This is a genomic window from Actinacidiphila sp. bgisy160 (assembly GCF_057707815.1).
Genome location: NZ_JBYIQW010000034.1, coordinates 25,479 through 51,197, shown reverse-complemented (window position 1 = coordinate 51,197; position 25,719 = coordinate 25,479). Strand labels below are relative to the sequence as shown.

The window sequence follows — 25,719 nt, the reverse complement described above, 5'->3', positions numbered from 1 at the left end:
GCGCGGCGTTCGCCGGGCCGGCCGCAGCAGGCACCGATCCGGTCTGACTGGGGCAGATGGCGGACGAGGTCGCCTCGGTGCACGACCTGGGTGTGCAGATCGCCGTGGTCGTCGGCGGGGGCAACTACTTCCGGGGAACGCTGGCCGGAAGCTGGGGACTCGGGAGGGGCGAGGCGGACGAGATCGGCATGCTCGGCACAGTGATGAACGCTCTGATGCTGCGGGGCGCCCTGACCGCGCGGGGTGAGCCCGACGTAGGAGTGATGACCGCCGTAGCCATGCAGAGCATCGCCGAACCGTTCATCCGGCTGCGGGCGGACCGGCAGCTGCGCCGCGGCCGGATCGTGCTGCTGGCCGGTGGCACCGGGCAGCCCTTTGTGACCGCCGACTACGCCGCGGTGCAGCGGGCCCTGGAACTGTCCGCCGATGCGCTGCTGGGGGCCAAGCGCGGCGTCGACGGCGTCTATGACAGCGATCCGAAGACGCATCCGGACGCGAAACGGTACGCGCACCTCACCTACCGGGAGGCGATCGAGCGGAAGGGTGAAGGGGATGGACACCGCCGCTTTCGTGCTGGCCGAGGAACAGAACCTGGTCATGCACGTCTTCGACGTCGCGGCAGCGGGCGCCATGCCGGCGATCTGCGAAGGGCGCGACATTCGGCCCCCGGATCGCCGCTGCCTGACGTCCGGCGGGGCCCGGCCGGTTTCTCTTGAAAACGGGCTCGCGAGCCCGCCGCTGCCGGGCCGTTCCGCAATGTCCGCTCAGGGGCAAGGAGGCTGACCGACCGGGGACGGCCACGCCGGCCGTGCGGACAGGCCCGATGAGCGCAAGTGTGGAGAGGGGCACATATCGCGCAAGGAGGCTGCCATGAAGCGATCGGCACCACAGCAGGCTCCCGAGATCCAAGTGGAGACCCAGGGGCAGATGCCGCCGGGAGCCGTCGAGTACGCGCAGGAGAAGGTACGGGCACTCACCGGCCGGACACGGGAACCGGTTCTGTACGCCCGCGTGAAACTGACCCACATGGCCAACCCCGCCATGGAGCAGCCGGCGATCGCCCAGGCCAACCTGGACGTCAACGGTCGTCCGGTCCGCGCGCACGTCGCGGCCACGGCGGTGAACGAGGCCGTCGACCGGTTGCAGGACCGGTTGGCCGTGCGGCTGGAGCGGCTGGAGGAGCACTGGGAGGCCCGGCGAGGCAAGACGCCGGTACCGGGCCCGCACGAGTGGCGGCACGGCAGTGAGCCGACCCACCGTCCCGACTACTTCCCGCGCCCGGCCGAGGAGCGGCAGGTCGTACGGCACAAGTCCTACTCGCTGGCCTGGGAGTCGCCCGACGAGGCGGCCTTTGAACTGGAATCGATGGACTACGATTTCCACCTTTTCGCCGACATGGGTACCGGAGAGGACAGCGTCCTGTACCGGGCGGGCCCGACGGGCTACCGTCTCGCCCAGGTGCACCCACATCCACAGCCGGCCGGTCCCGCGGCCGCGCCGCTGACCGTGAGCGAGCTTCCCGCTCCCCGGATGAGCGTGGCCGAGGCGAAACAGCGGCTGGATCTCGCTGGCTTCCCGTTCGTGTTCTTCGCCGACGCCACCACCGGGCGGGGAAACGTCCTGTATCACCGCTACGACGGCCATTACGGGTTGATCTCTCCCGTCGAATAGTGGTCCGTCGCATGGAACCGCCGTGCCCATGCGGAAGCTCGGCCGAGCAGAGACAGAGGTGTGGTCCTCGAACACTCGGAAGCGGTTCGTGGCCGCCTCCCGCGCTCAGAATCGGGCGACTGTGTGGGCGGCCGGGGCCATGTGGTCGGTGAACCAGTCGCGAGCGAGGCGGGTGACCTGCTCCAGGGTGCCGGGTTCCTCGAAGAGGTGGGTGGCGCCGGGGACGACCGCGAGCTTGTTCTCGCAGCGCAGCCGGGCCTGAGCGTCGCGGTTCAGACCGAGCACCAACTCGTCGTGGCCTCCGACGATCAGCAGCGTGGGCGCCGTCACCTCCGGCAGCCGCGGTCCCGCGAGATCGGGCCTGCCACCGCGGGAGACGACTGCGGCGATCCGGGCGCCGGGCTCGGCGGCTGCCCATAGCGCGGCGGCCGCGCCGGTGCTCGCGCCGAAGTATCCGATGGCCAGTTCCCGGGCCTCGGGCTGCTCGCGCAGCCAGCCGGTGGCGTCCGTGAGCCGACGGGCGAGCAGGTCCGTGTCGAACACGTTGGCTCGATCCATCTCCTCCGCCTCGGTGAGGAGGTCGAACAGCAGGGTGCCCAGCCCGGCCCGGTTCAGGCCGGCCGCGACGAACCGGTTGCGCGGGCTGTGGCGGCTGCTGCCGCTGCCGTGCGCGAACACCACGATCCCGAGCGCGCCCTCGGGGACCGTGAGCTGTCCCCGCAGTACCAGCGGCCCCGCGCGCACATCTGCTTCCCGGTCCTCGGGCAGGGCATGCCCCGGCGGAGCCCGGTGGGTGCTCATCGGGCGGGCGAAAGCCTCCTCCAGGCAGGCGACGACCTCGTCGTCGTCGGTCTGGGAGAAGTCGGCGTAGAACTGCCCGATGGCGTAGAAGTCCCAGGGAGTGTGCAGGCACACCAGGTCGTCGGCGTCCGCGCCCAGCCGCGCGGTCCAGTCATGCGGTGCCACGGGAACCGCGAGCACGACCCGGGCGGCCCCGCGGCCGCGGGCGATCCGGCAGGCCGCGCGCGCCGTCGACCCCGTGGCCACCCCGTCATCCACCACCAGCACCGTGCGGCCTTCGAGCCCGAGCGGCTCCCGGCCGCCTCGGTAGCGTCGGGCACGGCTCTCCAGCACCTCCCGCTCACGCGCTTCGACCTCGGCCAGCTCATCGGAGGTCACACGGGTGGTGCGGACCACCTCGTCGTTGATCACCCGGACGCCGCCTTCGCCGATGGCGCCCATGCCCAGCTCCGGCTGGAACGGCACGCCGAGTTTGCGTACCAGGCAGACGTCCAGCGGCGCCCCCAGGGCCTGGGCGACCTCAGCAGCGACCGGAACCCCTCCCCGGGGCAGCCCCAGCACCACGACGCCGGAACCTTTGAGGTGCCTCAGCCGGGCGGCCAGCTGCCGGCCGGCATCCCGACGATCCAGGAAATACATGATCCGGCCTCCTTGCCCCGGCGGAACACGGCGGAGTATGGCGAGCAGCGCGATGTGCCCTGCACCTCCATCCTCACCCCGGCGAGGAACGGTCGCGCGCCGCTGCGGGGCACGCTCCTCGGTCAGTTGATCCGTTAACAACTTTCGTTGTCGCACCGTGCCGGCGTGCTCAGGCATGCGGTGCTGCACACTGACGCACCAGGCACTTCACACCTGCGGGGTCAAGGCCGCCACTCAGAAGGGCCAGTCCACCACAGAACGCCTGGCCTGCCGGGGCAGCGGGCCGGACCGCCCGTGTCAAACAAACGGACAGCGTACACGTATCGTGTCGACGCGTTTCCAGCCCGGCTTGGGCTCCAGCGACGACCCGTACCCGTTCTCGCAGTCGCGGGTGCTCGATCGTGTCGTGGCTCCGCCTCGCGCCGCCCGACGCAGCGGCAGCTCGGCGCCGCACATGGGCCGCACGGGCTCGGTCCCGCCTTCGGCGAGTCCGGTCACCGCCTGTCCCGGTGTAGTTGTCCGAACGAAGCGTCGTGTGCCGGACGGGTTTCGATCACGCATCCTGGGCCGGGAAAGATCTCTGTCTCGTGACCGTCTTCGTAGCGCACCCGATAGGGCGGTTCGCCGTTCTGGCCGAGCACTTTCAAGACGGTGGCGTGGTGTTCGGGGGATCCCACGGCCCTGCTGGTGAACCGCAGCACGTCACCTTCGTGCGCCTTCATGGTGGCTCACCTCGCTCCCTGCCATCGTTCCCTGTCTTCGTTCAGGATGCCTCGGGGAGGTGCTTGGCGCAGAAGGGGCAGCTCGGGCACCTCCGGCTGGCCATCGGGCCCGTGGCCAGGCCGGTGCCCGACGCCCCACGGCTCATGCGGCGAGCGGCACGGTTCGTGAGGCAGGCGCATCCTGGAGTTGGAAATGCCGCGGCACGCCACCCCGAACGTGTCTTGATACGGCGGCATCCCGGGTGAGTGGTGGCACGTGGCGCCGACAGCCCACTCGGGAGTGGCCATGAAACTTTCCTTCCTGGAACCGCTCTACAAGCAGTCCGGTCCTTTCGCGTCTGTCTACCTGGACACGTCCCGCGACTCCGCCATCGAGGATCCCGACGCCGCCATACAACTGCGCTGGCGGCACCTGCGGGACGCGCTGATGTCCGAGGGAGCGGACCGGGACTCCGTCACCGCGGTGGCGGGCACCGTGGGCAGCGACGCGGACGTTCCCGGCACCCACGGTCAGGCCGTGTTCACCGCCCACGGACACGTGGCCCTGCTGGACGAGTTGCCCGCACCGCCCGCACGGGACACCGCGCACTTCGGAACGCTGCCGGACACCATGCCGCTGATCGTCCAGCACGCGCCCGGGATCCCGTACCTGGCGGTGCACGTGCATTACGGCGGCCGTCACTCGACGGACGCCACCGGCACTGTACGGATCGAGGCCGAGGCGGGCATCTGGCCGCTGACCAAGGTCACGCCGGGTCACCGGCTGGACGAGGAGATCCCGGTGGCCGACTGGCCCCGCGCTGCCGGCGAGGTGGGCCGGGAGCTGGAAGGTCACGCACGGCGCCTCGACGTCGAGACGGTGGTCGTCGCCGGAGACGTCTGGGCCCGCGGCATCCTCGTCAACCGGCTTCCCGCCTCCCTGCGCGGGCAGGTCACCACCGTGGAGGGCGCCGACGAGCCCGAGCCGGGGCGGGCATTGCTGGAGCAGCGGCTGGAAAGCCTCTTTACGGGGCGTATGGCCGCGCACGACCGAGCACTGCTGGACGCCTTTCTCACCGAGCGGGCCCGCGAGGGAGCGTTCGCGGAAGGCCTGGCGTCCGCCGTGTCGGCGCTGCAACGCGGCAGGGTGAAGGCCCTCTTCCTCAACGACCACCCCGAGTCGCCGTTCCGCCTGTGGGTCGGCCCGGAGCCCGGCCAGCTCGCCCTAGCCGAACAGGAACTGCGCTCCTACGGGGTACGGGAGATCAGCGAGGAACGGGCCGACACGGCCCTGGCCCGTGCCCTAGTCGGCACGGGGGCCGAACTGGTCGTGGTGCCCGAGCAGGAGCTGCGGTTGAGCGAGGGCGTGGGTGTACTGCTGCGCTACGCCGACCCCGCATCCCGCGAGTGAGCAGGCATGCCGGAATGCGGTTCTACGTCGGTTCCGGCCGGTGCTCAAGGGCGTACTCACAGCTGGTCGTGCCGTGGAACGGGGGTGCCGCCGCCGGCCCGAACCGCTTCCACCACAGCTTGGTGCAGGTTTCAGCTGTCCTGCTGAGAGGGACAGAACACCGGGCTTCCGGTCAGCGTGAACCACTGGGAGGTGCCGCTGTACTGGACCTTGACAACGGCCTGCCTGCCATCCCAAGTCGTGTGCACGGTTAGGTCCCCGGTCACGATTCCAGCCTCGTCGGTATGAACACGCCTGTCGTCGTCCATGATGTCATGGCGCCTTCAGCCTTCTTTCGTAAATGTGGGGTCTCTGTCTTCAGGCAGCTCCGCTTCCTGGTGCTTTGGGGCCCGCCCGGCTCAGACCGGGACGGAGCTGCCCGTTCCCATCGGTTCCCTGCGTGTCCGCAGTCCCGGTGGAGACGCCGCGGCGCTCCGGCCGGCTTCCTCTTCGACGAACCGGGTCAGGGCCCGGGCGCTTTCGAGGAACTGGGCGGGGAAGACGATGGTGGAGTTCTTCTCCGCGGCGATCTCGGCGAGGATCTGCAGATTGCGCAGTTGCAGGGCGATCGGGTGGTCGCTGATCACGTCGGCGGCCTCGGCGAGGCGGTCGGCGCTCAGGGCCTCTCCCTCCGCCGCGATGATCTTGGCGCGCTTCTCGCGCTCGGCCTCGGCCTGGCGCGCCATGGCCCGCTGCATGCCGGCCGGCAGCTCGATGTCCTTCAGTTCCACCAGCAGGACGTAGATGCCCCATTGTTGGGTGAGGCCGTCGAGGATGTCCTTGATCTGCGTGTTGAGGGTCTCGGTGTCGGTGAGGACCTGGTCGAGCAGGGAGCGTCCGACGACGTTGCGGACGGTGGTCTGGGCGATCTGGCTGACCGCGGACGACACGTCCTCGATCTCGACGATCGACTTCACCGGGTCGACGCGGCGGAAGTAGGCGACCGCGGCCACGCCGATGGAGACGTTGTCCCGGGTGATGACCTGCTGGGACGGGATCGGCATGGTGACCGTCCGCAGGGTCACCTTCCACATCCGGTCCACCAGGGGGATCATGAACCGGATGCCCGGGTCCCGGACGTTGTGCAGTTTGCCGAATCGGAATACGAACGTGTACGACGCACGCGATACGGCCATGACCTGTGGCGAGGCTCCTGAAGGTCTTGGAGCATGGAAGCTGGGAGATTCGCGACGGGGCGGTCTGGTCGGCCAACATCCGCGTCGGCTGATCTCGGTCGGCCAGGTCGGGCAGGTCGGCCGGTCGGTTCGGGAGGATCACGATGGGCGTTCGTGTTGTGGCGGGTACGGCTCACAGGGCACTGGCCGACGCCATCGCGACAGCCCTGGGCACCGTGCCGGTGGAGTGTGAGTCGGCGCGCTTCCCCGACGGAGAGGTACGGCCCGTCGTCGGGCATGTGCGCGGCGGCGACGTGTACGTGGTCCAGCCGACCGGGCCTCACGTGAGCGAGCACTTGATCGAGCTGTTCCTGCTCCTCGACGCGTGCCGCAGGGGCGGTGCGGACCGGATCACCGCAGTGGTGCCCTACTTCGGCTACGCCCGGCAGGACCGCCGTACCCGGGAGGGGCAGCCCGTGGGGGCACGGGTGGTCGCCGAGGCCTTGGCGACGGCCGGTGCGCACCGGCTGCTTGTCGTCGACCCGCACACGACCGCGCTAGAGGCGATGTGCGGGATCCCGGTGGACATGCTGACGGCGGTGCCGGTGATCGCCGAGGCACTCGCACGGGAGATCCCCGATACCGCTGTGGTGGTGTCACCGGATCTGGGAGCGGTCAAGCTGGCCGAGCACTATGCCGGACGCTTGCGGCGACCGGTCGTCGTGGTGCGCAAGACCCGCGTGTCAGGCACGAGTGTGCAAGCCGAGGAACTGGTCGGTGACGTCGTCGGACGACCCGCGGTTGTCGTGGACGACATGATCAGCACGGGCGGAACGGTCGAGGCGGCCGTGCAGGTCCTGCTCGACCGCGGGGCCGCTCCCGACATCACCGTGGCTGCAACCCACGGCCTCCTGGTGGGACCCGTGCAGGACAGACTGGGGCACCCTGCCATCCGGCGCCTGCTCATCACCGACACCCTCGCTGCCGAACAACTGCGAGGACTTTCGCTCCAGATACGGTCGGTGGCCCCATTGCTCGCCGACGCCATCAACCGCCTGCACAACAGCGAGCCCCTGGACACCCTGCTGACGCGCGCCTGAGTGTGCGCGGGGCCGGTTCGGGTCGGTTCCAGCCCGTTCTAGCCTTTGAGGACGCCCAGCGGCACCAGACGGGCGACAAGGCGGCCCAGGTCGTTGTGTTCGCTTGCCCGGACCACGGCGTCGACGTCCTTGTACGCCTCGGGCGCCTCCTCGGTCACGCTGCGCCAGGAGGCGGGGCGCACCGCGACCCCCGCACCGGCCAGTTCCTGGCGCAGCTGTCGGGAGGACATTTCGCGGTGCGCTCGGTGTCGGCTCCAGACACGGCCCGCGCCGTGGCAGCAGGAGTCGAACGCGCGGTTGCCGGTGCTGCCGGTCATGACGTAGGAGGCGGTGCCCATCGTGCCAGGCACGAACACTGGCTGGCCGAAGGGGCGGAGCGGATCTGGCAGGTCGGGGTGGCCCGGCGGCAGGGCACGGGTGGCGCCCTTGCGGTGGACGCACAGCAGCGGCCGGGCGGCTCGGTCGTCGATATGGCGTTCCAGTTTGGCGAGGTTGTGCGAGACGTCGTAGAGCAGGTCCAGGCCCGTGCCGGTGGCCTCGCGGAAGACACTGCGGGCGGCATCAGCGAGCAGCTGGCGGTTGGCGCGTGCGAAGTTCGCGGCGGCGGCCATCGCGCCCAGGTAGGCGCGGCCCTCGGGCGAGTAGACGGGTGCACAGGCGAGTTGCGGGTCGGGTACGTCGATGCCGTAACGCCGCATCACGCTGTCCATGGCCCGCACGTGGTCGGAGCAGATCTGGTGGCCCAGCCCCCGCGATCCACAGTGGATCATGACGCACACCAGGTCGGGGTGCAGGCCGAACGCCTGCGCGCAGGTCTCGTCGTAGATTGCGTCGACCGCCTGGACCTCCAGGAAGTGGTTGGCCGACCCCAGGCTGCCGACCTGCCCGGCGCCGCGCTCCAGCGCGCGTTCGCCGACCTGGGTGACGTCGGCGTTGCCGACGGCTCCGCAGTCCTCGCACCGGTCCAGGTCGCGCGGCACCCCGTGGCCCTGCTCGACCGCGTAGCGGGCGCCGCCGCGCAGGATCTCGTGCAGTTGCGTCCGGTCCGCCAGGTACCACAGACCGCCGCGACCGAGCCCGCGCGGTATCAGTGTGTCCAGCCGGTCCATCAGTACGGGCAGCTTCGGCAGCAGGGCGGCGCGGTCCACGTGCGCGGTGAGCAGCCGCACCCCGCAGGAGATGTCGAAGCCCACCCCTCCGGGCGAGATGACCCCGCCGTGGGCGATGTCGGTCGCGGCCACGCCGCCGATCGGGAAGCCGTATCCCCAGTGGATGTCGGGCATGGCGTACGAGGCACGGACGATGCCCGGGAGCGTGGCCACGTTGGCCACCTGCTGAAGAGCCTGGTCACCCGGCTCGTCCGGCAGCAACTCCCATGGGGCCAGGACGATTCCGGGTACGCGCATGGCGCCGGTCGGTTCGATACGAAACCGCCAGGGTCCTTCGGCCACCAGCCGGATGTCCATGTCGGTTCGGCCTCCTCGGCCAGCCGTGCCGGCGCCGGACGCCGGGGCAGGCATCACACGTCCAGCGTCACCCGGCAGGCCCACCCGTGCGCGTCCCGGGCCAGCCGCAGCCCGTGCAGTGCGACGGCCTTGGGCACGGCCCCGGTCTGCGTCGCCGTCGAGCTGTCGGTCATCCTGAAGCTCACGCGTACCCCTCCCGGCTCCGGTGTCACTGCGACGTCCACAGGCAGCTCGTCCGCAGCGTCCATGCGGTAGATGATTTCCTCGAGTACAGCGGCCAGGAGCCGGCCGTCGTCGTCGGCCGGCACCGCGCACTCCCGGGCAACCCAGGAGACATCCGGAGGCACGTCGGCGAAGCTGCCGAGCATGCCCCGCGCCGCTTCGGCGATGCACTCCTCGCGCGTTGGTGCCCACGCCTCGATACACAGATCACCGGTGTGCGGAACACTGCGATGACCGCGCGGCGACTGTCCGGACCCGACCTCGGTCACGACGCCTGGACACCTTGTCCCAAGCGCGGCAGAGGTCGCATCATCTCGTGCCACCTTCCTCTGGTGACTTCACGTGGTCACTCGGGTGCGGAGCGAGGGGGCAGTCGTCCGCACCCGTCGATCGTGCCCCTGTGGGAATGGTGGTTCAGCCCTCGATCTCGATGTGGTGGGGCTTGGCTGCCTGAGTCTTGGGGACGGTGATGGTGAGGACGCCGTCGGCGAGAGTGGCGTGAACGTCCTCGGCCTTCACCTCGGTGGGCAGCAGCGCCCGGTACTCGAATCGTCCGGTGCGGCGAGTGGCGCGGCGCAGGACACCTTCGCGCTCGCGTTCCTTCAGCTCCCCGGTGACGTGGAGCTCTCGTCCACTTACCTCGACGTCGATGTCCTCGCTCTTGATGCCCGGCAGTTCGCACTCGACCTTGTACGCCTCGTCGGTCTCGCTCAGGTCGGCCAGCGGTGCCCAGGCCATGGGCTCGGCCCAGGACGGTGCGGCGGACTCCAGGAACCGGTGCATCCGTTCGAAGAATTGATCGAACTCGGCGGCGATCGGCTCATTCCAGGGGTAGGCCCGCTCCGGCAGGCTGCCAGGCCTGTGTCGTACGGGCAGAGTCATGTGGCTCACCTCCGCGGATGCAAAGTCCAAAAGCCATGCGGCTCCCTCCTCTCCATCATGGGCGCTGGCTGCCCGGTCTGCGACTCGCACCGCCAGGGTGGGGAAGTGAGAGGAGAACGCGCGTCTCGGCAGCCGAAGACGAGTGCGGAGTGCCGTGCTTTCAGGACGAGATGGCAGAGGCCATGGGCTCGCACCGTCCTCGTACTTCTGAAGTCGGCTACCACTGGCCCAGGAAAACCTCCAGGGCGACGGCCGGCAGGAGCGGCGAGAGTAACAGCCGGGCACGGCGCACACCATCACGGCCTTTACCAGTTCGGGCGGCGTGGGCCCGAACCGGCTTCGTGAGAAGCTGAGATCAGCCGTCTCATGGACTGGGGCAGACACCGGGTGCACTCATCATGCTGGGCCGGTCTGACAGACTGTCCGTCTGCCGTCCGAGCCGTTCCGGTCCATGGTGCGAGGGGCCGCGTCGTTGCCGTGACCACCGGGACGCGTGTATGCCGGTGCCAACCGTGGCCAGGTGCGATGCGTGGCCGACGCCTTCTGCGTAGTCCAAGCGCCCAACTCTGACTGGGAGTTAGCCGACATCACCTCGCTGTCCACAGGCCTCAGATCCGGTCCAGGGATGGCGCTGCGATGCACGTAACGGCCGGTGAACCCCCTCCCGGACGCAACGCATGTCACGCCCGGGAGGGCCCTATCCCTCAAGGTTGCGTTTTTGGAAGTGGTGTAACGGGTTGGACCTGATGCGGGGGTTTGCTCCGGTGTCTGGGTTGGTGCCCGCATAGACAGACGGCTGCCCGCTGATCTTCGAAGTGTCGAACCTCGAAGGAGATCAGCACGATGACCGCACCTGACAGTCTGCCCCTGCACGCCCTCGCCGAGGAGAACCTTGCTGCGGCGAGTCCCGATCTGCTGTGCGCGATGGTGAAAACGTTCGCTGACGCGCTGATGTCCGCGGAGGCAGATGCCCTCTGCAACGCGGAATACGGGCAGGTCAGCGGCGAACGGGTCAACCATCGCAACGGCTATCGCCCACGCGAGTGGGACACGATGGCCGGCACCGTCGAGCTGGCCATCCCCAAGCTCCGCAGCGGCAGCTACTTCCCGCACTGGCTGCTGGAACGCCGCCGCAGGGCCGAACAGGCCCTGATCTCGGTCGTGGCCACCGCCTACCTGCTGGGCGTGTCCACCTGCCGGGTCGAGAAGCTCGCCGAGTCCCTCGGCGTCACCCAACTGAGCAAGTCCCGGGTCAGCGCAATGTCCAAGCGCCTGGACGAACAGGCCACCGCATTCCGCAACCGGCCACTGGACGCCGGCCCATACGCCCTCGTCTGGGTCGACGCCCTGACCCAGAAGGTCCGCGAGGACGGCCGGACCATCAACGTCCACGCCCTGGTCGCGGTCGGGGTCAACGCCGACGGACACCGCGAGATCCTCGGCCTGGACGTCGCCACCGCCGAGGACGGCGCCGGCTGGCTGGCCTTCCTGCGCTCGCTCATCGCCCGCGGCCTGAGCGGGGTCCAGCTCGTCGTCTCCGACGCCCACGCAGGCCTCGTCGACGCCGTCGGAGCCGTGCTACCCGGCGCCTCGTGGCAGCGTGCCGCACGCACTATGCCCGCAACCTGCTCTCGCAAGTCCTGAAGTCGGCCCAGCCGTGGGTTGCCACGCTGCTGCGGACGGTCTTCGAACAGCCCGATGCCGACGCCGTCCACGCCCAAATGAAGCAGGTCCTGGACGCCCTGGAGAAGAAGTTCCCCAAGGCCGCCGAGCATCTGGATGCCGCCCAGCATGACCTACTGGCCTTCACCGCCTTCCCGCGCCAGATCTGGCGGCAGATCTGGTCGAACAACCCCCAAGAACGACCGAACAAGGAAATCCGGCGCCGCACCGACGTCGTCGGGATCTTCCCCGACCGCACGGCCGTGATCCGCCTGGTCGGCGCGGTCCTGGCCGAGCAGAACGACAAGTGGACCGAGGCCCGCCGCTACATGGGCCGCGACCTCCTCGCCAAGACCCGCCTCCACCCGATCGAGTCAGGAAACGACGACACCGTCCTGCCCACCGAACTCACCGCATAGCCTCAAAGCAGAGATCACCGAGTGGCCGTCGATACACCACTCCAACGGACGTGACCTCCCTCAACTGTGGCTTGTGAATCGAGCCTGATCTGAAACGACCGTTCAGAACTCGGGCAGGAGCCGTCTCGATCGGTCAGTCCGGGGCGTCCAGGCACTGGGCTGCCAACTCCTTCAACCGAACACCCTTGGCTCGCAGGAGCCGGCCCTCGGAACGCCAACAGCGGTGAGCTTGGAGGTGCCAGCGCGTTGGTTCACTACGCTGCCAGTCTTCGCGCGCGATCTGGGCGCAGGTGTCTTCGATCACGAGCATCATCACGCTCGGCAGCTTCAATGCAGCCTCCACGCCGACGGTGCGCTCTGCGCACGGCAGGTCCAGTACGGATATCGGGCGCTTGCGTGATTGGCGCCAGCGAGCCGTGCTCACGGCGACCACCTCCCAGATCTCCTCCTCGCGGCCCGCTGTGGAGCGCCGTGCCTTGGCACTGCTGGGTCGTATGGTCATGATGCGCGTGCGGCGTGCGCGACGACAGGGGCCGAACGGTCCTTCGTAGGACTGGCCGGTCCGACCGGTGACGGTGGGGTACCGCTTCCTGCGGTCTACGTACTCCTGGAATCTTTTGCGGCCGGTGAGCCGGGACCGCCCTGACCAGTGGCGGGCTGCTCGTCTGGTTCGGTGCGCTGCTCAGTCCTACCGTGGAAACAAGAGCTGGACCGTCAAGCAAAGACGAGGCGGAGGGCGTGGGCACGGGCTGCACGCACGGGAATGAGCCGTGGAGACTCCATCTGGATCAGGTGCTGGACGAGGTGCAGCTGCGAGTCAACGCGATCCGTGGGGCCCAGGATCGGGTACGCACTCTGCTGGAGGCGATGTTGACCATGGGCCCGGAGCTGGATTTGCCCCACCCAGGTCCGGCGGCAGGTCGTGGAGGCGACGCTCGCGCTGGTGGATGCCCGGTGCGGGGCACCCGGTGTGATCGGCGAAGACCGTAGGCTGGCGGAGTTCGTGCCCGTCGGAGTCCCTGACGAGGTCCGGGAGCGTATCGGCGCGCTGCCGCAGGGCCACGGGATCCTCGGCCTGCTGATCCGGCACCCGGCGCCGGTACGGATCGCGGAGATCTCCGAGCACCCGGATTTCTGCGGCTTCCCCGAGCACCATCCGCCCATGCACTCGTTCCTGGGGGTTCCCGTGCGGGTGCGGGGCGAGATCTTCGGCAACCTGTACCTTACCGACAACCGGTCGGCGAAGGAGTTCGACGCGGAGGACGAGTCTGCCGTCAGCGTGCTCGCCGTCGTGGCCGGGGTGGCCATAGACAACGCCCGGCTGCTCGCCGAGGGGCGACTCGGGAGGCCTGGCCAGCCGCTGCCAGAGAGGTCACGAACAGTCTGCTGTCGGGCCGGCCACAGAAGGAGGTGCTACGGCTCGTCGTCGAGCACGCCCGGCGGAACCTCTCCGCCGACCTAGGCCCAATACTGGCGGTATTGCGTCTAGGGGCGGAAGCCGTCGATCGCCAGTTCCAGCAGGCGGTCGGCTTGGGCTGCGCCTTCGGGGTTGTCGGGCGTGCGCCACAGGCAGCTCATGAGCATGATCACGTCGACGGGATCGATGCCGGGACGTACGTCGCCCGCGTGTTCGCACGCTTCGAGGAGCCGGCCCACGGCGGCGGGGACCGCGGGCCATGAAGCACTGACGACTTCTTGTACGGCGGCCGCATGCAGGGCTTCTCCGAGTCCGTGCTTGATGCGCACGTAGCCGGCGAGGACGGTGAACCAGTGCCGCAGTGCGTCCAGTGGGGCGTGGGTGGCGAGAATGCCCGGCACGCAGTCCACCATGCGGTCGACATCGCGGCGATGGACCTCCAGGATCAGCGCCTCACGGCTGGGGAAGTGCCGGTAGAGCGTGCCGGGGCCGACACCCGCGCGCTTGGCGATCGAGTTGAGCGAGGCGTCCGGGGAGTCGGCCAGCGCGTCATGGGCGACCTGGAGGATCGTTTCCCGGTTCTTCAGCGCGTCGGAGCGCTGCCGTGTGGCGTCGGGCATGGGTCCTCCTGGCGTGCGGACGGCCGGCCATTGCAAATCGGAGAGCTCTCCGCTTGTTGTCGTCCTCCATTGTAGGAGTCCTCTCGTGCGCTGCATCAAGCTCGGCTCGGGTCGTACCGGCCTGGGCCTCTCCCCGGTGGCGGTCCGATCGGCGGCATGACCGAGGGCGAATCCGAGCCCGGCCACCCCGTCCGGGCAACGCCACGCGGCACGAGAGTCCGCTGATCGAGCTGGACGTGGCCGAACTCGGTCACCTGCCGGCCGGTGTCGAGCGTGACCTGGCCGGCTTCCCCACGCCGTCCACCGTGTGGTCCCCGGGGTACCTGCGTGGCCACCGCGATCCCGTCACAGCCGCCCTGGCCCGCGTTCTCGGCCATCCCGCGCCGGCCCCACCTGGATCGGCGCGGGACCTGGGCACCGGGTAGGCGATCAGTTACGCGGAGGCCGCCATCGTTCGCCCGCGAAGCGTGCGAGCGCGTCCTGCAATTCGGGTGGGATCGTCGCCTCGTCCGGGTCCCCGGTGAGGCTGTCGAGCGGCCACAGGGCCACCCACCCCGCGCTGTTGACACGGATCCGCGGCCCCGGCGTGGCCTCGGGCGTGAGCCGCAGGTGGAGCATGACGGTGCCGTCGTCGTTCTTGCCGATCGGCGGTTCGAACAGGCGCGGTGCGATCTCCGCGACGTCCCGCCACTCGAAGCGGAGTGTCCGCTTGCCCAACGCGAACCCGACCCCGTCCTCGTCCAGGCGCAACTCGGCCCGCCGCCAGGTGAGGGGCGGGATCAGCAGGTCGATGACCAGGGGAAGCGCCACGAAGAAGCCCACGGTCTTCCCCGCGCCGGGGTCGCGCCAGCCGTTCTCGAAGGTGATGATGCCGGTCCACAGCAGCGCGAGTGTCCACATCGCCACGTAGAGGGCGGGCTGCCCTCTGCGGCGCCGCAGCCCGACGTAGCCGGGGACGCGCGCGGACTGCGGGGTGCTGCCGGCCGCAGGAAGCGGGCGGACCGGCCAGGGCGCGCGGGTGGCGCCGGGCCGTCGGCGGCGCGCCGGGGCGCCGCCTCGCCGATTCGCTGCGAGGCGTGCTTGGAGTTGGGCGTGGCGGAACTGGTATACCCCGCCGACCTGTCGCAGCAGGCCCACCCGGCGCGCGTCCTCGAGGAACGCCATGATCGACCACGGCAGCGTCCCCAGGCCCGCGAGCGTCAGCTTCGCGAGCAGCCACTGCGTCCAGGGACTGAGCGCCACGATCACCGCGGCCACACCCACGGTCCCCGAGAGCCAACTGCCGAGCAGCACGGCGTGGTCGGGGACCTGGACGACCCCCAGGCTGCCGATCGCCCCGACGACGGGTGCGACCCCCAGCACCATCAGTACGGTGCTGGCCCGCTCGCCGCTGAGCAGTGCCCGCGGTCCGGCGGCCTGCGCGGTGTCGGCAGGCGCGCCGACGACCATCATGAGCAGAGGCGGAACGGTGAAGCCCAGCGCCAGAAAAGGTTCGTCCCGGGTCAGGAGGAGGGTGATGGGAGCCAGGAACAGCAGAAGCCAGAACAGGCCCGGGATGCGGGAGCGGTGTCTGCCGAACCCGGCGGGCCGGCGGGGGAGAGGCCCCTTCCACACGTGCGAGACCAGCAGGAGCATGCCTCCGATGACGCCGCACAGCATGGAGACCGTGGCTCCGGCAGCCACCTGGAACGCCAGAAACGGATCGCCTCCGGTGACCCAGCCCTGGAACCAGGAGGAGACTGACATCACCAGGACGTAGCCGGCCACCAGTGCCGGCGCCTTGAGCACTGTCGGCGGCTTCGCCCGATGCAGTTCCCACCAGGCGAACTCCTTTGTCTTCGCGGCCGTGAGATGGGCCGCGAGGAAGCCGAGGGCCCGCTGTGCCCGCGCGTGACCCCACTGGCGTATCGGATGGGGCTGGTGCGGCGAGGCCGGCCCGGAGGGGAACGCCGCGGGAACAATGGCGTCCAGCAGATGCCGCTCGATGGCCAGGACGTCGGGAAAGACGGACTCGTCGGCGAGTTCGCCCGGATCGGCGCCCGGGCGGGCGTACACCGTGCGGGCCAGCCACAGCATGAGCGGGGACGAGAGGGCTCTGGCCGACGCGGCTTCGGGGTGGGATGCGAGGCGGTCGAGGAGTACCTGCCACTGCCGGGTGTGCAGCGGGTGAGAAGAGCCGCGCAGGTACTCCGCAGCCGCGGCCCCGTCCACGGGCTGTGCCGCGATCACGGCAGCGGCCTGCAACACGCCGTCTTCTTCGACGAGTTCGCTGTACTCCGCCGTGCGGGCAGTGAGGATGAGCGGCGCGTTGCCGGCTCCCGCCTTGTTGAGCCCGGCCAGCGCCGCGGACCGGAGCAGCGGCGGTAGTTCGTCCAGGCCGTCGAGAACCGGAAGTACGCGCCGGTCGCGTACCAGTTCGCGAATCCGGGCCCGGTCGAGGTCCTTGGTCAGGCCGACGTATTCCTCGTGGATGCGGCGCGCGAGCCAGACGTCGAAGTGTTCCTTGTTCGCGTTCCAGGACGAGATCAGCAGCGGTACCGGGACGGGCTTCGTCGCATCGTGCAAGGACAGCAGCTGCAGGGTGAGCAGGATCGCCAGAGACGTCTTGCCCGTGCCGGGGCCGCCGATGATCACCAGGCGCCGGGCGGGCAGAGCCTCGAAGCCGGCGGCGAGTTCGGCAAGGCCGGCGGTACTGCCGGTCACGTCCGCGCCGATGTGCTCGCGGTGGTCGGCGACCGTCCAGTCGGCCCGCCAGCCGACCGCGAGCCTGGCGCTTCCTGCCAGACCCAGGGCCCCTGCCTCGTCCCGCCACTGGGCGAGCACCACGCGCGCCAACTCGACGGCGGCGCGCTCCCGCGATGACGGGGGCAACGGCAGATGCAGGTGCACGTCACCGAAGTCCCGGCCCTGGATCACGTACGTCGCACTGCCACCGGAGAACACGTTGTGCACATCGCCCTGTGCCCGCTCCGACATGCCGTTCAGCCGGCCCTTCTGCGCGGCCTGCGCGAAAACTCCACCTCGTCCACCCCCGTCATCCCCGCGCTGCGGCCTCTCCTACCCCGAAACCGGTGGCCCGCCCGGGACGGGCGAGCACATGGAGGCGGGCCGGTGCTGTCGTCTCAGGATGTCACAGCACGGATCAACGGGCGCTGCGTCATGGCCGGTTGAAAGTGATGGGACCGTGAAAGTCCCGCCCCATGATGACGGTGCCCTGGCGGCCGCCCGTGACACTGTTGTCGGTGTTTCCCGAGCCGGTTCGCGCCGCCGCGGCGTCCTCCGCGGCACCGCGCCAGGCCGCGAAACGCTCGCGGAAGGTGTCGTCGTACGTGGCCCGCAGCGCCAGCGCGCGGGCGAGTGCTCGCGCACGCTCCACACTCCCGGCGTCCTCGTCGAGGGCCGTGAACTCTTCCTCCCCTGACGGGACTTCCTGGACTTCCCCGGGTGCTTCGCGCCCCGCGTCCGCCGTGGTGCGGCGCCGCACGAGGTCGCGCAGTGACGTCCACGCCTGCTGTCCCGCCGCGCCCGCCGTGCCGCTGGCCAGCGCCATGAGAAGATCGGCCGCGATCGCTTCCACAGCGTCCTCCGTCCCTCGTTCCGCCTTCCGGATGGCCCCGCTTGCGCCGGAGTTGAGCCTGGTGCAGGGGACGCTGCTCAAACGGTACCGGCCCGGCTACGCCACTTCACGGCCCCACGACCGCGACGGTCGCGTCACCTGGCGATGCGGGCTTCGATGCCGTCGAGCAGGAAGTCCAGGCCGATCCGGAAGGTGTGATCGGCGTCCGAGTGAGCGGCGTCGCGCACCACCGTGGCCAGCGCGGGGAATCGCCCGGTGGCGAAGGTGCGCTCCAGATAGGGCCCGAGTGAGGCCTGCCAACGCCTCTCGTCCATCCCGGTGGCCCGCTCGGCACGCCGCTCGGCGACCTCCCGGCGCACCGCGCCGATCGTGTACGCGTTGACTGCGGCGACCACCGGCATGACGGCGTCCACGTCGATGCCGTCCAGTGCGGCCACCACGGTCTCCCCACTGGCCAGCGCGTGCGGGCCGAGCTGGGGCCGGCCACCCAGGAGGTCGGCGAGCCATTCGTGCTCGTGGGCGGCGTGCCGGGTGGCTTCGGCAAGAGACCGGAGCACCTGCCGCCAGCCGTCTCCGGCCGGCCGGATCTCGGCGTGGACGGCGTCGACCATGAGGTCGAGCAACTCCTCCTTACTGGCGATGTAGCCGTACAGCCGCATCGGACGGACCTCCAGCGCGGTGGCGACCCTGCGCAGCGACACCGCCTCCAGCCCGTCCTCGTCGGCCAGCCGGATCGCCGCTCGCACGATCCGCTCCCGGCTCAACGGGGCCGGCACGGGTCGATTCGGCGGCTCCGGCCTCTCCCACACCAACATGGCGGCAACAATACATCGCATCGGACCGATACAGTGTATTGATCGGTACGCTGTATCAAGGGGAGAGGCGATCATGACTATTGCCATCGTCGGAGCCGGCCTCGGCGGCCTGGCTCTCGCCCGTGTGCTGCACGTGAACGGCATGGATTCCGTGGTGTACGAACGGGAATCGTCACGTGCCGCGCGCGGTCAGGGCGGCATGCTCGACATCCACTCCGGCCAGCGGGCGCTGCACGAGGCCGGTCTGAGCGATCAGTTCAACGCGATCGCCCGTGGAGAGGGCCAGGACATGCGTCTTCTCGAGCCGGATGGCACCCTGCTGCTCCAGGAGGACACGCCCGACGACGCCCCGCTCGAGCGACCCGAGGTCGACCGCGCCGATCTGCGCAACCTGCTGCTGGATTCCCTCCCCGAAGACGCGGTGCGCTGGGGGCATGCGTTCACCTCCGCGGGCAACGGCCTGCTGCACTTCGCCGACGGCAGCAGTGCGACGTACGACCTGCTGGTCGGCGCGGACGGCGCGCAGTCCCGGGTCCGCGCGCTGCTCACCGACGCCCGCCCGGTGCACATCGGCCAGAACATTGTCGAGGTCGGCATTCCCGACATCGATCGCACGCACCCCGACCTCGCGGCGATGGTCGGGCGCGGCAACTACTGGGTGCTCGGGAACGGACTGTCCATGGCGGCGCAGCGCAACGGCGACGGCCGCGTGCGCATCGGCCTCAGTTTCTACAACACAGCCGAGGACTGGTTCACCACCAGCGGGATCCCGTTCGACGACCCGGCCGCCGCCCGGGCACGGTTGATCGAGTTGCTCCCCGGCTGGGACTCACGGTTCACCGCACTGATCGCGGCCTGCGACGACACGATCGTGCCGCGGTCCATCACGACCCTCCCGGTCGGTCTGACCTGGCCGTCGAGGCCAGGGGTCACGCTGCTCGGCGATGCCGCGCACCTGATGCCGCCGGTGGGAGAGGGCGCCAACATGGCGCTGCTCGACGGCGCCCTGCTCGGTCTCGCGCTGGCCGCGCGCCCGGACGACTTTCCCGCCGCCGTCGAAGAATACGAACGCGAGATGTTCGAGCGCACCGGCGCGGCCGCCCGGATGTCCGCGGACATCCACGAACTGCTGACGTCGCCGGACGCCGCCAAGAAGATGCTCGCGTTCTTCCAACCCGGATGAATGCAGCCGAGTACGACCGGGCGCCCGGCCGCCAGGCCCACCCCGGGTGGGTGGTGTGCCGGTGGCGGTCTTTCGACGGCGAATCATGGCCGGGGAACACGTCACACGGCTCTCCGGAGCGGTCGGGTGGCGCAGGAGGGCATCGCGAGGACCACCCCGGCGTCTGGGCCCGCGCCGAGGCCGACCACGGCGGGTCGGACTGTCCCACGGCCTCGTCCCACGGTTGGTCGCCGTCCGTGGCGACCCCGAGGATCCCCCTCGTCGCCGTTGCCGGGAGCTGCGCAAGCAGCCGGACCACGTGGCCACCGGCATCGAGGACACGTTCCTGACCGCCTACCGCAACGGCAGCTTCCCGTACCTGCTCATCGCGGCCGACCGGGTCCGACCCCTCGTACGTCGATCGCCTGTGGCCCGTGGACGCCGCCCACGGGCAACCGCCCCTGTCCGGCGCGGGGACGTGCGGGACGAAGCGTTCCACCCGAGCGCTGGGACTGCGAGCGCTCGGTGTGGTCGCCGTTCGGTCATGTCGGCGCTCGGCGGCCACACCCTCACGGCCGGCCGCCGGCGTGCATCACCTCAGTTGCCGGCCGGATTCCAGACCACGGCTCCACTTTGCGTGCCTTTATAGGACGAGCCCCAGATCGCCGGCTGTGAACGGGAGCCGTCCTCGGCGGTGACCGCGGCTCCCCATTGCCCTGCCTTTGGAGGGGTGATGTTGCGAAGGGAGCATCCTTGTGTCTGGCCGATACTTTTGAAAGTCACCGGGCAGGCGCGCATGTATTCGCGGATAGGCGCGCCAGTGCCGTCGATGAGCCAGATGAACACGGTGACCTGACCTGTCTTCTGAGCGGTGAAGTCACTGTAGATGTAGATCGTGTTGTTGCTCTCGATCCTGATGCAGGGGTTGGCGGTGGCAATCTCTCCGATCTTTGTTGGAGTGTGGTTTCGGCATTGCGTGATGGAGCGGTCCGCTGCCGGAGTGGGAGCGGCGCCTGCCGCGCCACCGGACGGAGGGGCCTGCGCAGGCTCCGACGATTGCCGTGGCACGGGCGCGGCAAGGGACGCCGGTGGCGTGCTGGGGGAGGGAGAAGGAGTCAGAGAGGCGGGAGGGGACGATGCGCTGATGGAGGCGGTCGCGGACGTCGTCGCGCCTGCCGCAGTCGTTGAGGAATCGTCGGACGGCCCGGAACGGGCCATGGTGAAGCCAAGGAAGGTCAGCCCTGCGACGCCGGCGAAAGCGATGAGGGTGATCCCCGTCGAACGCGAACCGAACCGCATGATCTTGGCCTGGTAGGCGTTGCCGCTGACCTGCGAACCATCATTGATGGCGTTGCTGGTGCGATCGGATGAGGAGGAGTCGATGCTCACTTGCTTGCTACTCCCCCCGGCCGCGGAGGCCACGAAAACCGAACCGGCCTTTGATGTCCCGGCCCTGGATCACGTGACCGTGGACAGTACCCGAAACCGTGTTCTGCGTGCTGTGCCGCAGCATGGCAGTGGGTACAGAACCCTGATCGGCTCTGGCGTCCCTGAGCCAGTCACGTAGATCCTCGGCGAAGTCTGGGTCACGCTCGATGTGCCGCGTCAGCGCCGCGATCAAGGGCTCCGCGTCCGCCGTGGCCGTGTCGAGCGCGGACAGCGCGTCGCCATCGCGGCGAAACCTTTGCCGGATCATGTCAAGCAGGCCGTCCAGGGCACGGGAACTCGCAGCCCCCAGCGCGCCCTCTGCCACTCTGGTCGCCACCGCTTGGGCAAGTGTTAAGTCCATGCGTTCCTCCGTGATGACACCATCAGGACCGGCGACGGCCCGAGTATCACCGCCGCCTGAGCCGACGTGGGGTCAGATCATGGCAGAGACTGCTTCGTCACGCGAAACGGAAGGCTCCATCCTCAGCGGAGAACGGCACAGACCGGAGCGAGAGGACGGGGGCCTATCGTGGCTGGCGGGCCGGTGACCGTTCCAGCGCCCAGAGCCGGCGGGCCAGGCTTCCCAGGGGAGCCCGCTGTGCCTCGTCGCGCTGCGACTGGTTGATCACCCCCGCGTCGGCTTCGCCGTCGGCGTGGGCGGTGGCGGACGAGAAGGATCCCGAAGTGTGGGCCTTCCGCGGGTGCTCTCCAGGCTTGGTCGTTCGTCGGTGCGAGGACGCGCACAGTAGCCGCACGTCGCCAGCCGTGCGGCCGTGGACGGCGCCTTGGCGAATCGGCCGCACCCAGGTAGGCGTCACCTGGGTGCGGCCGACCCGGATCAGCAGGTGGCGTTCAGGCCGGACCAGTTGGCGCGGTCGTTGTAACCGCCGTCGCCGGCGTCGCCGACCACGAGGTCGAGCACTCGGACGCCGGTCAGGTCGACGTCGGCCGGACGGATGTCGTCGCGGGTCAGCACACCGCTGTCGAACAGCACCTTGCCGTCACCGATCACCTGGAAGGTCGACGTGCCGCCCTCGGGGCCGACGTTGCGCACCGCGTCGTCGATGCCGACCGTCGCGGTGAGCCGACTGCACTGGTCGCCGAGGTAGTAGCGGATCGTGGAGGGCGAGGCGACCCCGATACCGGTCGGGTAGACCTGGCCGAGCATGCTGATCGGCGACCAGCCGCCGACGCTCAGGTCGACCGTCGGGCTCATCCACCCGCTGGTGGCGCTGATCCACTGGTGATGTGACAGCGCGACGTCGCCGTGCGGCGCCGCCGGTGCGACGACCACCGCCGTGGCCGTCTCCTGCTGCAGCCGCTTCTTGCCGGTCACCTCGTACGACGTGGTGGCGGTCAGCGTGGTGCTGCCCGGCGCGGCGGTGTCCGGCAAGGTCACCGTGAAGGCGAAGGTCACGGAGCGGTTGGAGCCGAGCAGCTTCGGCGCCTTGCCCAGTGGACGGGCCGTCCAGCCGGCGGGCACCTTCACCTCGACGCGCGGAGTGAAGACCGGCTGCGCACCGTCGTTGCGGACGTCGACCTCGACCCGGGCCTGGTCGCCGCCGGCGACCAGGGGGGCGGTCCCGGCCGGCACCGCGTCGTCACCGACCTGGGTTATCTGCGGCAGGCCGGCGACGACGTGGGGAACACCGGGCTTGCCGGTGGCCCGGCCCACCCGGATCAGGGCAGCGCCGTGGGCGGGGACGGCGGCACTGATGGTGCCGGCGCTCTCGGTGACCTGGTCGGTCCAGGCGTTCTTCAAGGTGAACCGGTCCCCCGACAGCCCGGCCGACGATGCCTTCGTGGTCAGGGTCGCGGGGCTGTCGCCCCGGTTCAGCAGCACCACGGCGCGGTCACCGCCTGCGAGCCGCTTCACCCAGGTCTCCGTCGTGCCCGCGGGGCCGACGCGGACGGCCTGGACGCCGGCGGGGTCCTGGTTGATCGCGATGACATCGGGGTCCGAGAGAATCCCGAGCGAGGTCTTGCTGAGCTTACGGATGTCGCTGCCGATCATCAGCGGCGCGGCCGCCGCCGACCAGAGCGTCATCTGGGTACGGAACTCCTCGTCGGTCATCCCCAGCTCGGGTCCGAGGTAGTCCGGGTCGTTGAAGTGCCCGGGACCCGCGGCCTCGGGGTGACGCGCGTTCGCGTCGTAGTTCCGCAGCACGTCCTTGTACTTGATCTCGCCGACGAACCCCACATCCGTGTACGTCCGCCAGGACTGCGCGATCGCCGGCGCGTAGGACCAGGAGTACGTCGACTGCTGCTCCTCCGGGTAGTTGCCCCAGTCCGGGGAGGTCACCGGGTTGCAGAGGTTGAAGATCATGGGGCGCTGGGCGGCGTTGTTCCGCAATGCCTGCGCGAACTCGGTGTACACGGTCTTCGGGTCGAGGTCCGCGGCGATCCCGCAGAGGTAGTCCGCCTTGACCGCGTCGAACTCCCAGGCGGCGAACTGGTCCGCGTCGCGCTGGTAGTAGCCGTGGCTGCCGAGCCCGCACTTGCCCGGGATGTACGGGCCGGCGTCGGTGTAGATGCCGGCCTTGAGGCCCTTGGCGTGGATGTAGTCGACCAGCGGCTTCAGCCCGTTCGGGAACTGGTCGGGGTTGGGCACCAGGTCGCCGGCCGAGCTGCGCGGTGTCGGCGCCGCCCAGTTGCCGTCGATCCAGACGTACTTGTAGCCGGCGTCGCGCAGGCCGCTGCTGACCAGGAAGTCGGCTGTCGACCTGATCTCGGCATCGGTCGGATCGCCACCGAGGGCGTAGTAGGTGTTCCAGCCCATGTACGGCGTCGGGCTCAGCACCTGCCCGGATGCCGGCGTCGTGACGGCGGCGGGGGCGGCCGCCGGGTCCGCGTGGGCGGTCGCCGGAACGGCCACCAAGCCGGTCAGGAGGGCGAGGAGGGCGGTGAGATGTCGTTTCACATCGGATCCTTCGCTGTCCGATCGAGCAGCCGTGCCGGCCCGTCCCGGTGGTGAGTCCGGGCTGCCGCTCCCTCGTGGAGGGTGCGGGCGGCCGGTCCTCCGACCAGTCCGTGCGAACGCGCCTGCGATCTTGTTTCCAGGATCGTGCAGCGGTTACCGGCTCGCGTCAATAATAATTCCTAAATTAGGAGTTGCTGTTGGGGCTTTGCCGGGTACCCAGCCGTTCTGCCCCCTGGTGGGACGTGTCCGCGGCAGAGACGTCCGGCCCTGGCCGCCGACGTCTTCATCCCTGACGAACCCCCTCCCGCCGACGCCGCCCGCCACGGACCACAGGGCACCTGAGCGTCACGACCAGCACCGCCCCCTACGCGGGGCGGCGTCGCGACGTGTCACTGAAAAAAAGTCGCGAGCCGCTGTCGATCCGGCCGCGTCCTGTTCGACGTCATGGTGTGCGGCGCTCCGTCGCGCGACCATGCCACAGGACCTGTCGAGGAGAATCGTGGATCAACTGCTGAGAGTCATGAACTTCAACATCTCGACTGACGGGATCGGTGCCGGTGAGCACCAGAGTCTGGACAGGCCGTTCGGCTGTGACCGTCCCGAGAGGCTGTTCGGCTGGGCCGGCGCCACGGCCGGCTGGCCCATGCGCACGGACTCCGGAGGCACCCGGGGCCTGGACGACTACTTCACCCGGGACTTCGCGCGCAACATCGGTGCCGAGATCATGGGCCGCAACAAGTTCGGGCCCCAGCGCGGGCCCTGGACCGACCATGAGTGGCGCGGCTGGTGGGGAGACGAGCCTCCGTTCCGCACGCCGGTGTTCGTCATGACCCACCATTGGCGCCCTTCGTTCACGCTCTCCGACACCACGTTCCACTTCGTCGACGGCGACCCGGCCACGGTTCTGGAACAGGCGCGTGAAGCGGCGCAGGGCATGGACGTCCGGCTCGGCGGCGGGGTCACCACCATCCGGCAGTTCCTTGACGCCGACCTGGTCGACACCATGCATGTGGCGGTCGCACCGGTGAAGCTGGGGTCGGGACTGCGGCTGTGGGAGTCGCCCGATGAGCTGCTCGACCGGTTCCATCTGGAGGTCGTGCCCAGTCCGAGTGGTGTGACGCACCACCTGTTCTGGCGAAGGTGACGCGAGGGCGGCCGGGAAGCCTGCGGTAGTCCGCCGGCCCGCCGGTCGTGGTGGGGAAGGCGCCCGGCCGCCCGGGGCGATCAGACGGCTGCGGTGGCGGCGTCCGCCGGGGCCGGGCCGCCTTCGGCACGAGCGGTGGCCCTTAACCGGCCCGGTGCTGCGAGCGGGCCGGCTGAAGGCGTAGCCGGAGGAGTAGCCGACCGGGGCGGCGGTCGTGTCGAGGCTGTCGTCGGTGTCCCGCAGGCGCCGGGCGGCGAGGTCCATGCGCCGGCGGGTGAGGTACGTGCCTGCCGACTCGCCGGTGGCGGCGGCGAAGCGCCGGTCGAGTGCGGCACGCGAGACACCGACCTCACGGGCGAGGGCGGCGGGCGTCCATGGTCTGGCGGGCTCCTCGTGGAGCCTGGTCACGGTGGCTCCCGTCACCGGGTCCCCCGGGGCACCGAGCCGGGAGGGCACGGACGCTCCACCGGAGGCGAGCCAGGCCCGGAGACCTGGACGAGTCGTCATC

21 protein-coding genes and 3 pseudogenes are annotated in these 25,719 nt (G+C 69.8%); 9 read left to right on the top strand and 15 right to left on the bottom strand.

Annotated features, from left to right (window positions below):
* Positions 1 to 56 precede the first annotated feature (56 nt).
* Together AC3EUJ_RS24560 and AC3EUJ_RS24555 are read left to right on the top strand one after the other, a co-directional pair.
* Entirely contained in the window at positions 57 to 716 is a 660-nt protein-coding gene (locus AC3EUJ_RS24560; protein ID WP_431964822.1) for a uridine monophosphate kinase, read from the top strand.
* Positions 717 to 870: 154 nt separating this feature from the next.
* Positions 871 to 1,671, top strand: coding sequence for a sigma 54 modulation/S30EA ribosomal C-terminal domain-containing protein (locus AC3EUJ_RS24555; protein ID WP_431964820.1), 801 nt, complete (start codon positions 871 to 873; stop codon positions 1,669 to 1,671).
* Positions 1,672 to 1,776: 105 nt separating this feature from the next.
* Here AC3EUJ_RS24555 and AC3EUJ_RS24550 read toward each other — a convergent pair whose 3' ends face one another.
* A complete protein-coding gene (locus tag AC3EUJ_RS24550; protein WP_431964818.1) occupies positions 1,777 to 3,111 on the bottom strand; it encodes a phosphoribosyltransferase family protein in 1,335 nt (444 codons plus the stop codon).
* Positions 3,112 to 3,605: 494 nt separating this feature from the next.
* Entirely contained in the window at positions 3,606 to 3,833 is a 228-nt protein-coding gene (locus AC3EUJ_RS24545) for a DUF1918 domain-containing protein (protein WP_431964816.1), read from the bottom strand.
* Between the two features lie 286 nt (positions 3,834 to 4,119).
* On the opposite strand from AC3EUJ_RS24545, the gene AC3EUJ_RS24540 reads away from it, so the two are divergent.
* On the top strand, positions 4,120 to 5,223 hold the full coding sequence (locus AC3EUJ_RS24540) for a baeRF2 domain-containing protein (RefSeq protein WP_431964814.1): 1,104 nt from the start codon (positions 4,120 to 4,122) through the stop codon (positions 5,221 to 5,223).
* Between the two features lie 398 nt (positions 5,224 to 5,621).
* Here the strand turns inward: AC3EUJ_RS24540 and AC3EUJ_RS24535 are convergent, their stop codons facing one another.
* Positions 5,622 to 6,398 carry a slipin family protein gene (locus AC3EUJ_RS24535; RefSeq protein ID WP_431964812.1) on the bottom strand — a complete coding sequence of 259 codons (777 nt, stop codon included), beginning with the start codon at positions 6,396 to 6,398 and terminating at the stop codon, positions 5,622 to 5,624.
* A gap of 143 nt (positions 6,399 to 6,541) precedes the next feature.
* On the opposite strand from AC3EUJ_RS24535, the gene AC3EUJ_RS24530 reads away from it, so the two are divergent.
* A complete protein-coding gene (locus AC3EUJ_RS24530; protein WP_431964810.1) occupies positions 6,542 to 7,477 on the top strand; it encodes a ribose-phosphate diphosphokinase in 936 nt (311 codons plus the stop codon).
* A gap of 38 nt (positions 7,478 to 7,515) precedes the next feature.
* On the opposite strand, the gene AC3EUJ_RS24525 is transcribed toward AC3EUJ_RS24530, so the two are convergent.
* From AC3EUJ_RS24525 to AC3EUJ_RS24515, 3 genes are all read right to left on the bottom strand, one after another.
* Positions 7,516 to 8,943 (bottom strand): RtcB family protein, encoded by a 1,428-nt coding sequence (locus AC3EUJ_RS24525; protein WP_431964808.1) that lies wholly within the window; start codon positions 8,941 to 8,943, stop codon positions 7,516 to 7,518.
* A 53-nt stretch (positions 8,944 to 8,996) separates the two neighbouring features.
* Positions 8,997 to 9,434 (bottom strand): archease, encoded by a 438-nt coding sequence (locus AC3EUJ_RS24520; protein WP_431964806.1) that lies wholly within the window; start codon positions 9,432 to 9,434, stop codon positions 8,997 to 8,999.
* 145 nt (positions 9,435 to 9,579) lie between these two features.
* Positions 9,580 to 10,047 carry an Hsp20/alpha crystallin family protein gene (locus tag AC3EUJ_RS24515; RefSeq protein ID WP_431964804.1) on the bottom strand — a complete coding sequence of 156 codons (468 nt, stop codon included), beginning with the start codon at positions 10,045 to 10,047 and terminating at the stop codon, positions 9,580 to 9,582.
* Positions 10,048 to 10,890: 843 nt separating this feature from the next.
* Here AC3EUJ_RS24515 and AC3EUJ_RS24510 point away from each other — a divergent pair.
* Positions 10,891 to 12,128 (top strand): annotated as a pseudogene (locus AC3EUJ_RS24510) (IS256 family transposase).
* A 133-nt stretch (positions 12,129 to 12,261) separates the two neighbouring features.
* Here the strand turns inward: AC3EUJ_RS24510 and AC3EUJ_RS24505 are convergent.
* Positions 12,262 to 12,552, bottom strand: a complete 291-nt coding sequence (locus AC3EUJ_RS24505; protein WP_431964802.1) for a hypothetical protein — start codon at positions 12,550 to 12,552, stop codon at positions 12,262 to 12,264.
* A gap of 498 nt (positions 12,553 to 13,050) precedes the next feature.
* On the opposite strand from AC3EUJ_RS24505, the gene AC3EUJ_RS24500 reads away from it, so the two are divergent.
* Positions 13,051 to 13,590, top strand: a complete 540-nt coding sequence (locus AC3EUJ_RS24500; RefSeq protein ID WP_431964800.1) for a GAF domain-containing protein — start codon at positions 13,051 to 13,053, stop codon at positions 13,588 to 13,590.
* A 23-nt stretch (positions 13,591 to 13,613) separates the two neighbouring features.
* Here AC3EUJ_RS24500 and AC3EUJ_RS24495 read toward each other — a convergent pair whose 3' ends face one another.
* The 4 genes from AC3EUJ_RS24495 to AC3EUJ_RS24480 form a co-directional block, all read right to left on the bottom strand.
* Entirely contained in the window at positions 13,614 to 14,165 is a 552-nt protein-coding gene (locus AC3EUJ_RS24495; protein ID WP_431964798.1) for a TetR/AcrR family transcriptional regulator, read from the bottom strand.
* A gap of 429 nt (positions 14,166 to 14,594) precedes the next feature.
* The gene (locus AC3EUJ_RS24490; protein WP_431964796.1) at positions 14,595 to 17,141 is read right to left on the bottom strand and encodes an NACHT domain-containing protein; all 2,547 of its coding nucleotides are present in this window, start codon (positions 17,139 to 17,141) and stop codon (positions 14,595 to 14,597) included.
* 181 nt (positions 17,142 to 17,322) lie between these two features.
* Entirely contained in the window at positions 17,323 to 17,742 is a 420-nt protein-coding gene (locus tag AC3EUJ_RS24485) for a hypothetical protein (protein WP_431964794.1), read from the bottom strand.
* A 134-nt stretch (positions 17,743 to 17,876) separates the two neighbouring features.
* Positions 17,877 to 18,557: a TetR/AcrR family transcriptional regulator gene (locus tag AC3EUJ_RS24480; RefSeq protein WP_431964792.1), complete on the bottom strand. Its 681-nt coding sequence runs from the start codon at positions 18,555 to 18,557 to the stop codon at positions 17,877 to 17,879.
* Between the two features lie 73 nt (positions 18,558 to 18,630).
* On the opposite strand from AC3EUJ_RS24480, the gene AC3EUJ_RS24475 reads away from it, so the two are divergent.
* Both AC3EUJ_RS24475 and AC3EUJ_RS24470 read left to right on the top strand, forming a co-directional pair.
* Positions 18,631 to 19,740, top strand: coding sequence for an FAD-dependent oxidoreductase (locus AC3EUJ_RS24475; RefSeq protein WP_431964852.1), 1,110 nt, complete (start codon positions 18,631 to 18,633; stop codon positions 19,738 to 19,740).
* Positions 19,741 to 20,014: 274 nt separating this feature from the next.
* Positions 20,015 to 20,122 (top strand): annotated as a pseudogene (locus AC3EUJ_RS24470) (SAM-dependent methyltransferase); the annotation flags it as partial.
* A gap of 194 nt (positions 20,123 to 20,316) precedes the next feature.
* On the opposite strand, the gene AC3EUJ_RS24465 reads toward AC3EUJ_RS24470, so the two are convergent.
* The 3 genes from AC3EUJ_RS24465 to AC3EUJ_RS24455 form a co-directional block, all read right to left on the bottom strand.
* Positions 20,317 to 21,108, bottom strand: a complete 792-nt coding sequence (locus AC3EUJ_RS24465) for a hypothetical protein (protein WP_431964790.1) — start codon at positions 21,106 to 21,108, stop codon at positions 20,317 to 20,319.
* A 7-nt stretch (positions 21,109 to 21,115) separates the two neighbouring features.
* Positions 21,116 to 21,508, bottom strand: coding sequence for a hypothetical protein (locus AC3EUJ_RS24460; protein WP_431964788.1), 393 nt, complete (start codon positions 21,506 to 21,508; stop codon positions 21,116 to 21,118).
* A 477-nt stretch (positions 21,509 to 21,985) separates the two neighbouring features.
* Positions 21,986 to 24,067 carry an NPCBM/NEW2 domain-containing protein gene (locus tag AC3EUJ_RS24455; RefSeq protein WP_431964786.1) on the bottom strand — a complete coding sequence of 694 codons (2,082 nt, stop codon included), beginning with the start codon at positions 24,065 to 24,067 and terminating at the stop codon, positions 21,986 to 21,988.
* Between the two features lie 499 nt (positions 24,068 to 24,566).
* On the opposite strand from AC3EUJ_RS24455, the gene AC3EUJ_RS24450 reads away from it, so the two are divergent.
* Entirely contained in the window at positions 24,567 to 25,211 is a 645-nt protein-coding gene (locus AC3EUJ_RS24450) for a dihydrofolate reductase family protein (protein WP_431964784.1), read from the top strand.
* A 180-nt stretch (positions 25,212 to 25,391) separates the two neighbouring features.
* Here the strand turns inward: AC3EUJ_RS24450 and AC3EUJ_RS24445 are convergent.
* A pseudogene (locus tag AC3EUJ_RS24445) lies at positions 25,392 to 25,718 on the bottom strand (helix-turn-helix transcriptional regulator); the annotation flags it as partial.
* Position 25,719 lies beyond the last annotated feature (1 nt).

Coding starts and splice junctions, on each gene's coding strand:
- AC3EUJ_RS24560 (WP_431964822.1), top strand. CDS start 57: ATGGCGGACGAGGTCGCCTCGGTGCACGACCTGGGTGTGCAGATCGCC.
- AC3EUJ_RS24555 (WP_431964820.1), top strand. CDS start 871: ATGAAGCGATCGGCACCACAGCAGGCTCCCGAGATCCAAGTGGAGACC.
- AC3EUJ_RS24550 (WP_431964818.1), bottom strand. CDS start 3,111: ATGTATTTCCTGGATCGTCGGGATGCCGGCCGGCAGCTGGCCGCCCGG.
- AC3EUJ_RS24545 (WP_431964816.1), bottom strand. CDS start 3,833: ATGAAGGCGCACGAAGGTGACGTGCTGCGGTTCACCAGCAGGGCCGTG.
- AC3EUJ_RS24540 (WP_431964814.1), top strand. CDS start 4,120: ATGAAACTTTCCTTCCTGGAACCGCTCTACAAGCAGTCCGGTCCTTTC.
- AC3EUJ_RS24535 (WP_431964812.1), bottom strand. CDS start 6,398: ATGGCCGTATCGCGTGCGTCGTACACGTTCGTATTCCGATTCGGCAAA.
- AC3EUJ_RS24530 (WP_431964810.1), top strand. CDS start 6,542: ATGGGCGTTCGTGTTGTGGCGGGTACGGCTCACAGGGCACTGGCCGAC.
- AC3EUJ_RS24525 (WP_431964808.1), bottom strand. CDS start 8,943: ATGGACATCCGGCTGGTGGCCGAAGGACCCTGGCGGTTTCGTATCGAA.
- AC3EUJ_RS24515 (WP_431964804.1), bottom strand. CDS start 10,047: ATGACTCTGCCCGTACGACACAGGCCTGGCAGCCTGCCGGAGCGGGCC.
- AC3EUJ_RS24495 (WP_431964798.1), bottom strand. CDS start 14,165: ATGCCCGACGCCACACGGCAGCGCTCCGACGCGCTGAAGAACCGGGAA.
- AC3EUJ_RS24490 (WP_431964796.1), bottom strand. CDS start 17,141: ATGTCGGAGCGGGCACAGGGCGATGTGCACAACGTGTTCTCCGGTGGC.
- AC3EUJ_RS24480 (WP_431964792.1), bottom strand. CDS start 18,557: ATGTTGGTGTGGGAGAGGCCGGAGCCGCCGAATCGACCCGTGCCGGCC.
- AC3EUJ_RS24475 (WP_431964852.1), top strand. CDS start 18,631: ATGACTATTGCCATCGTCGGAGCCGGCCTCGGCGGCCTGGCTCTCGCC.
- AC3EUJ_RS24460 (WP_431964788.1), bottom strand. CDS start 21,508: ATGGACTTAACACTTGCCCAAGCGGTGGCGACCAGAGTGGCAGAGGGC.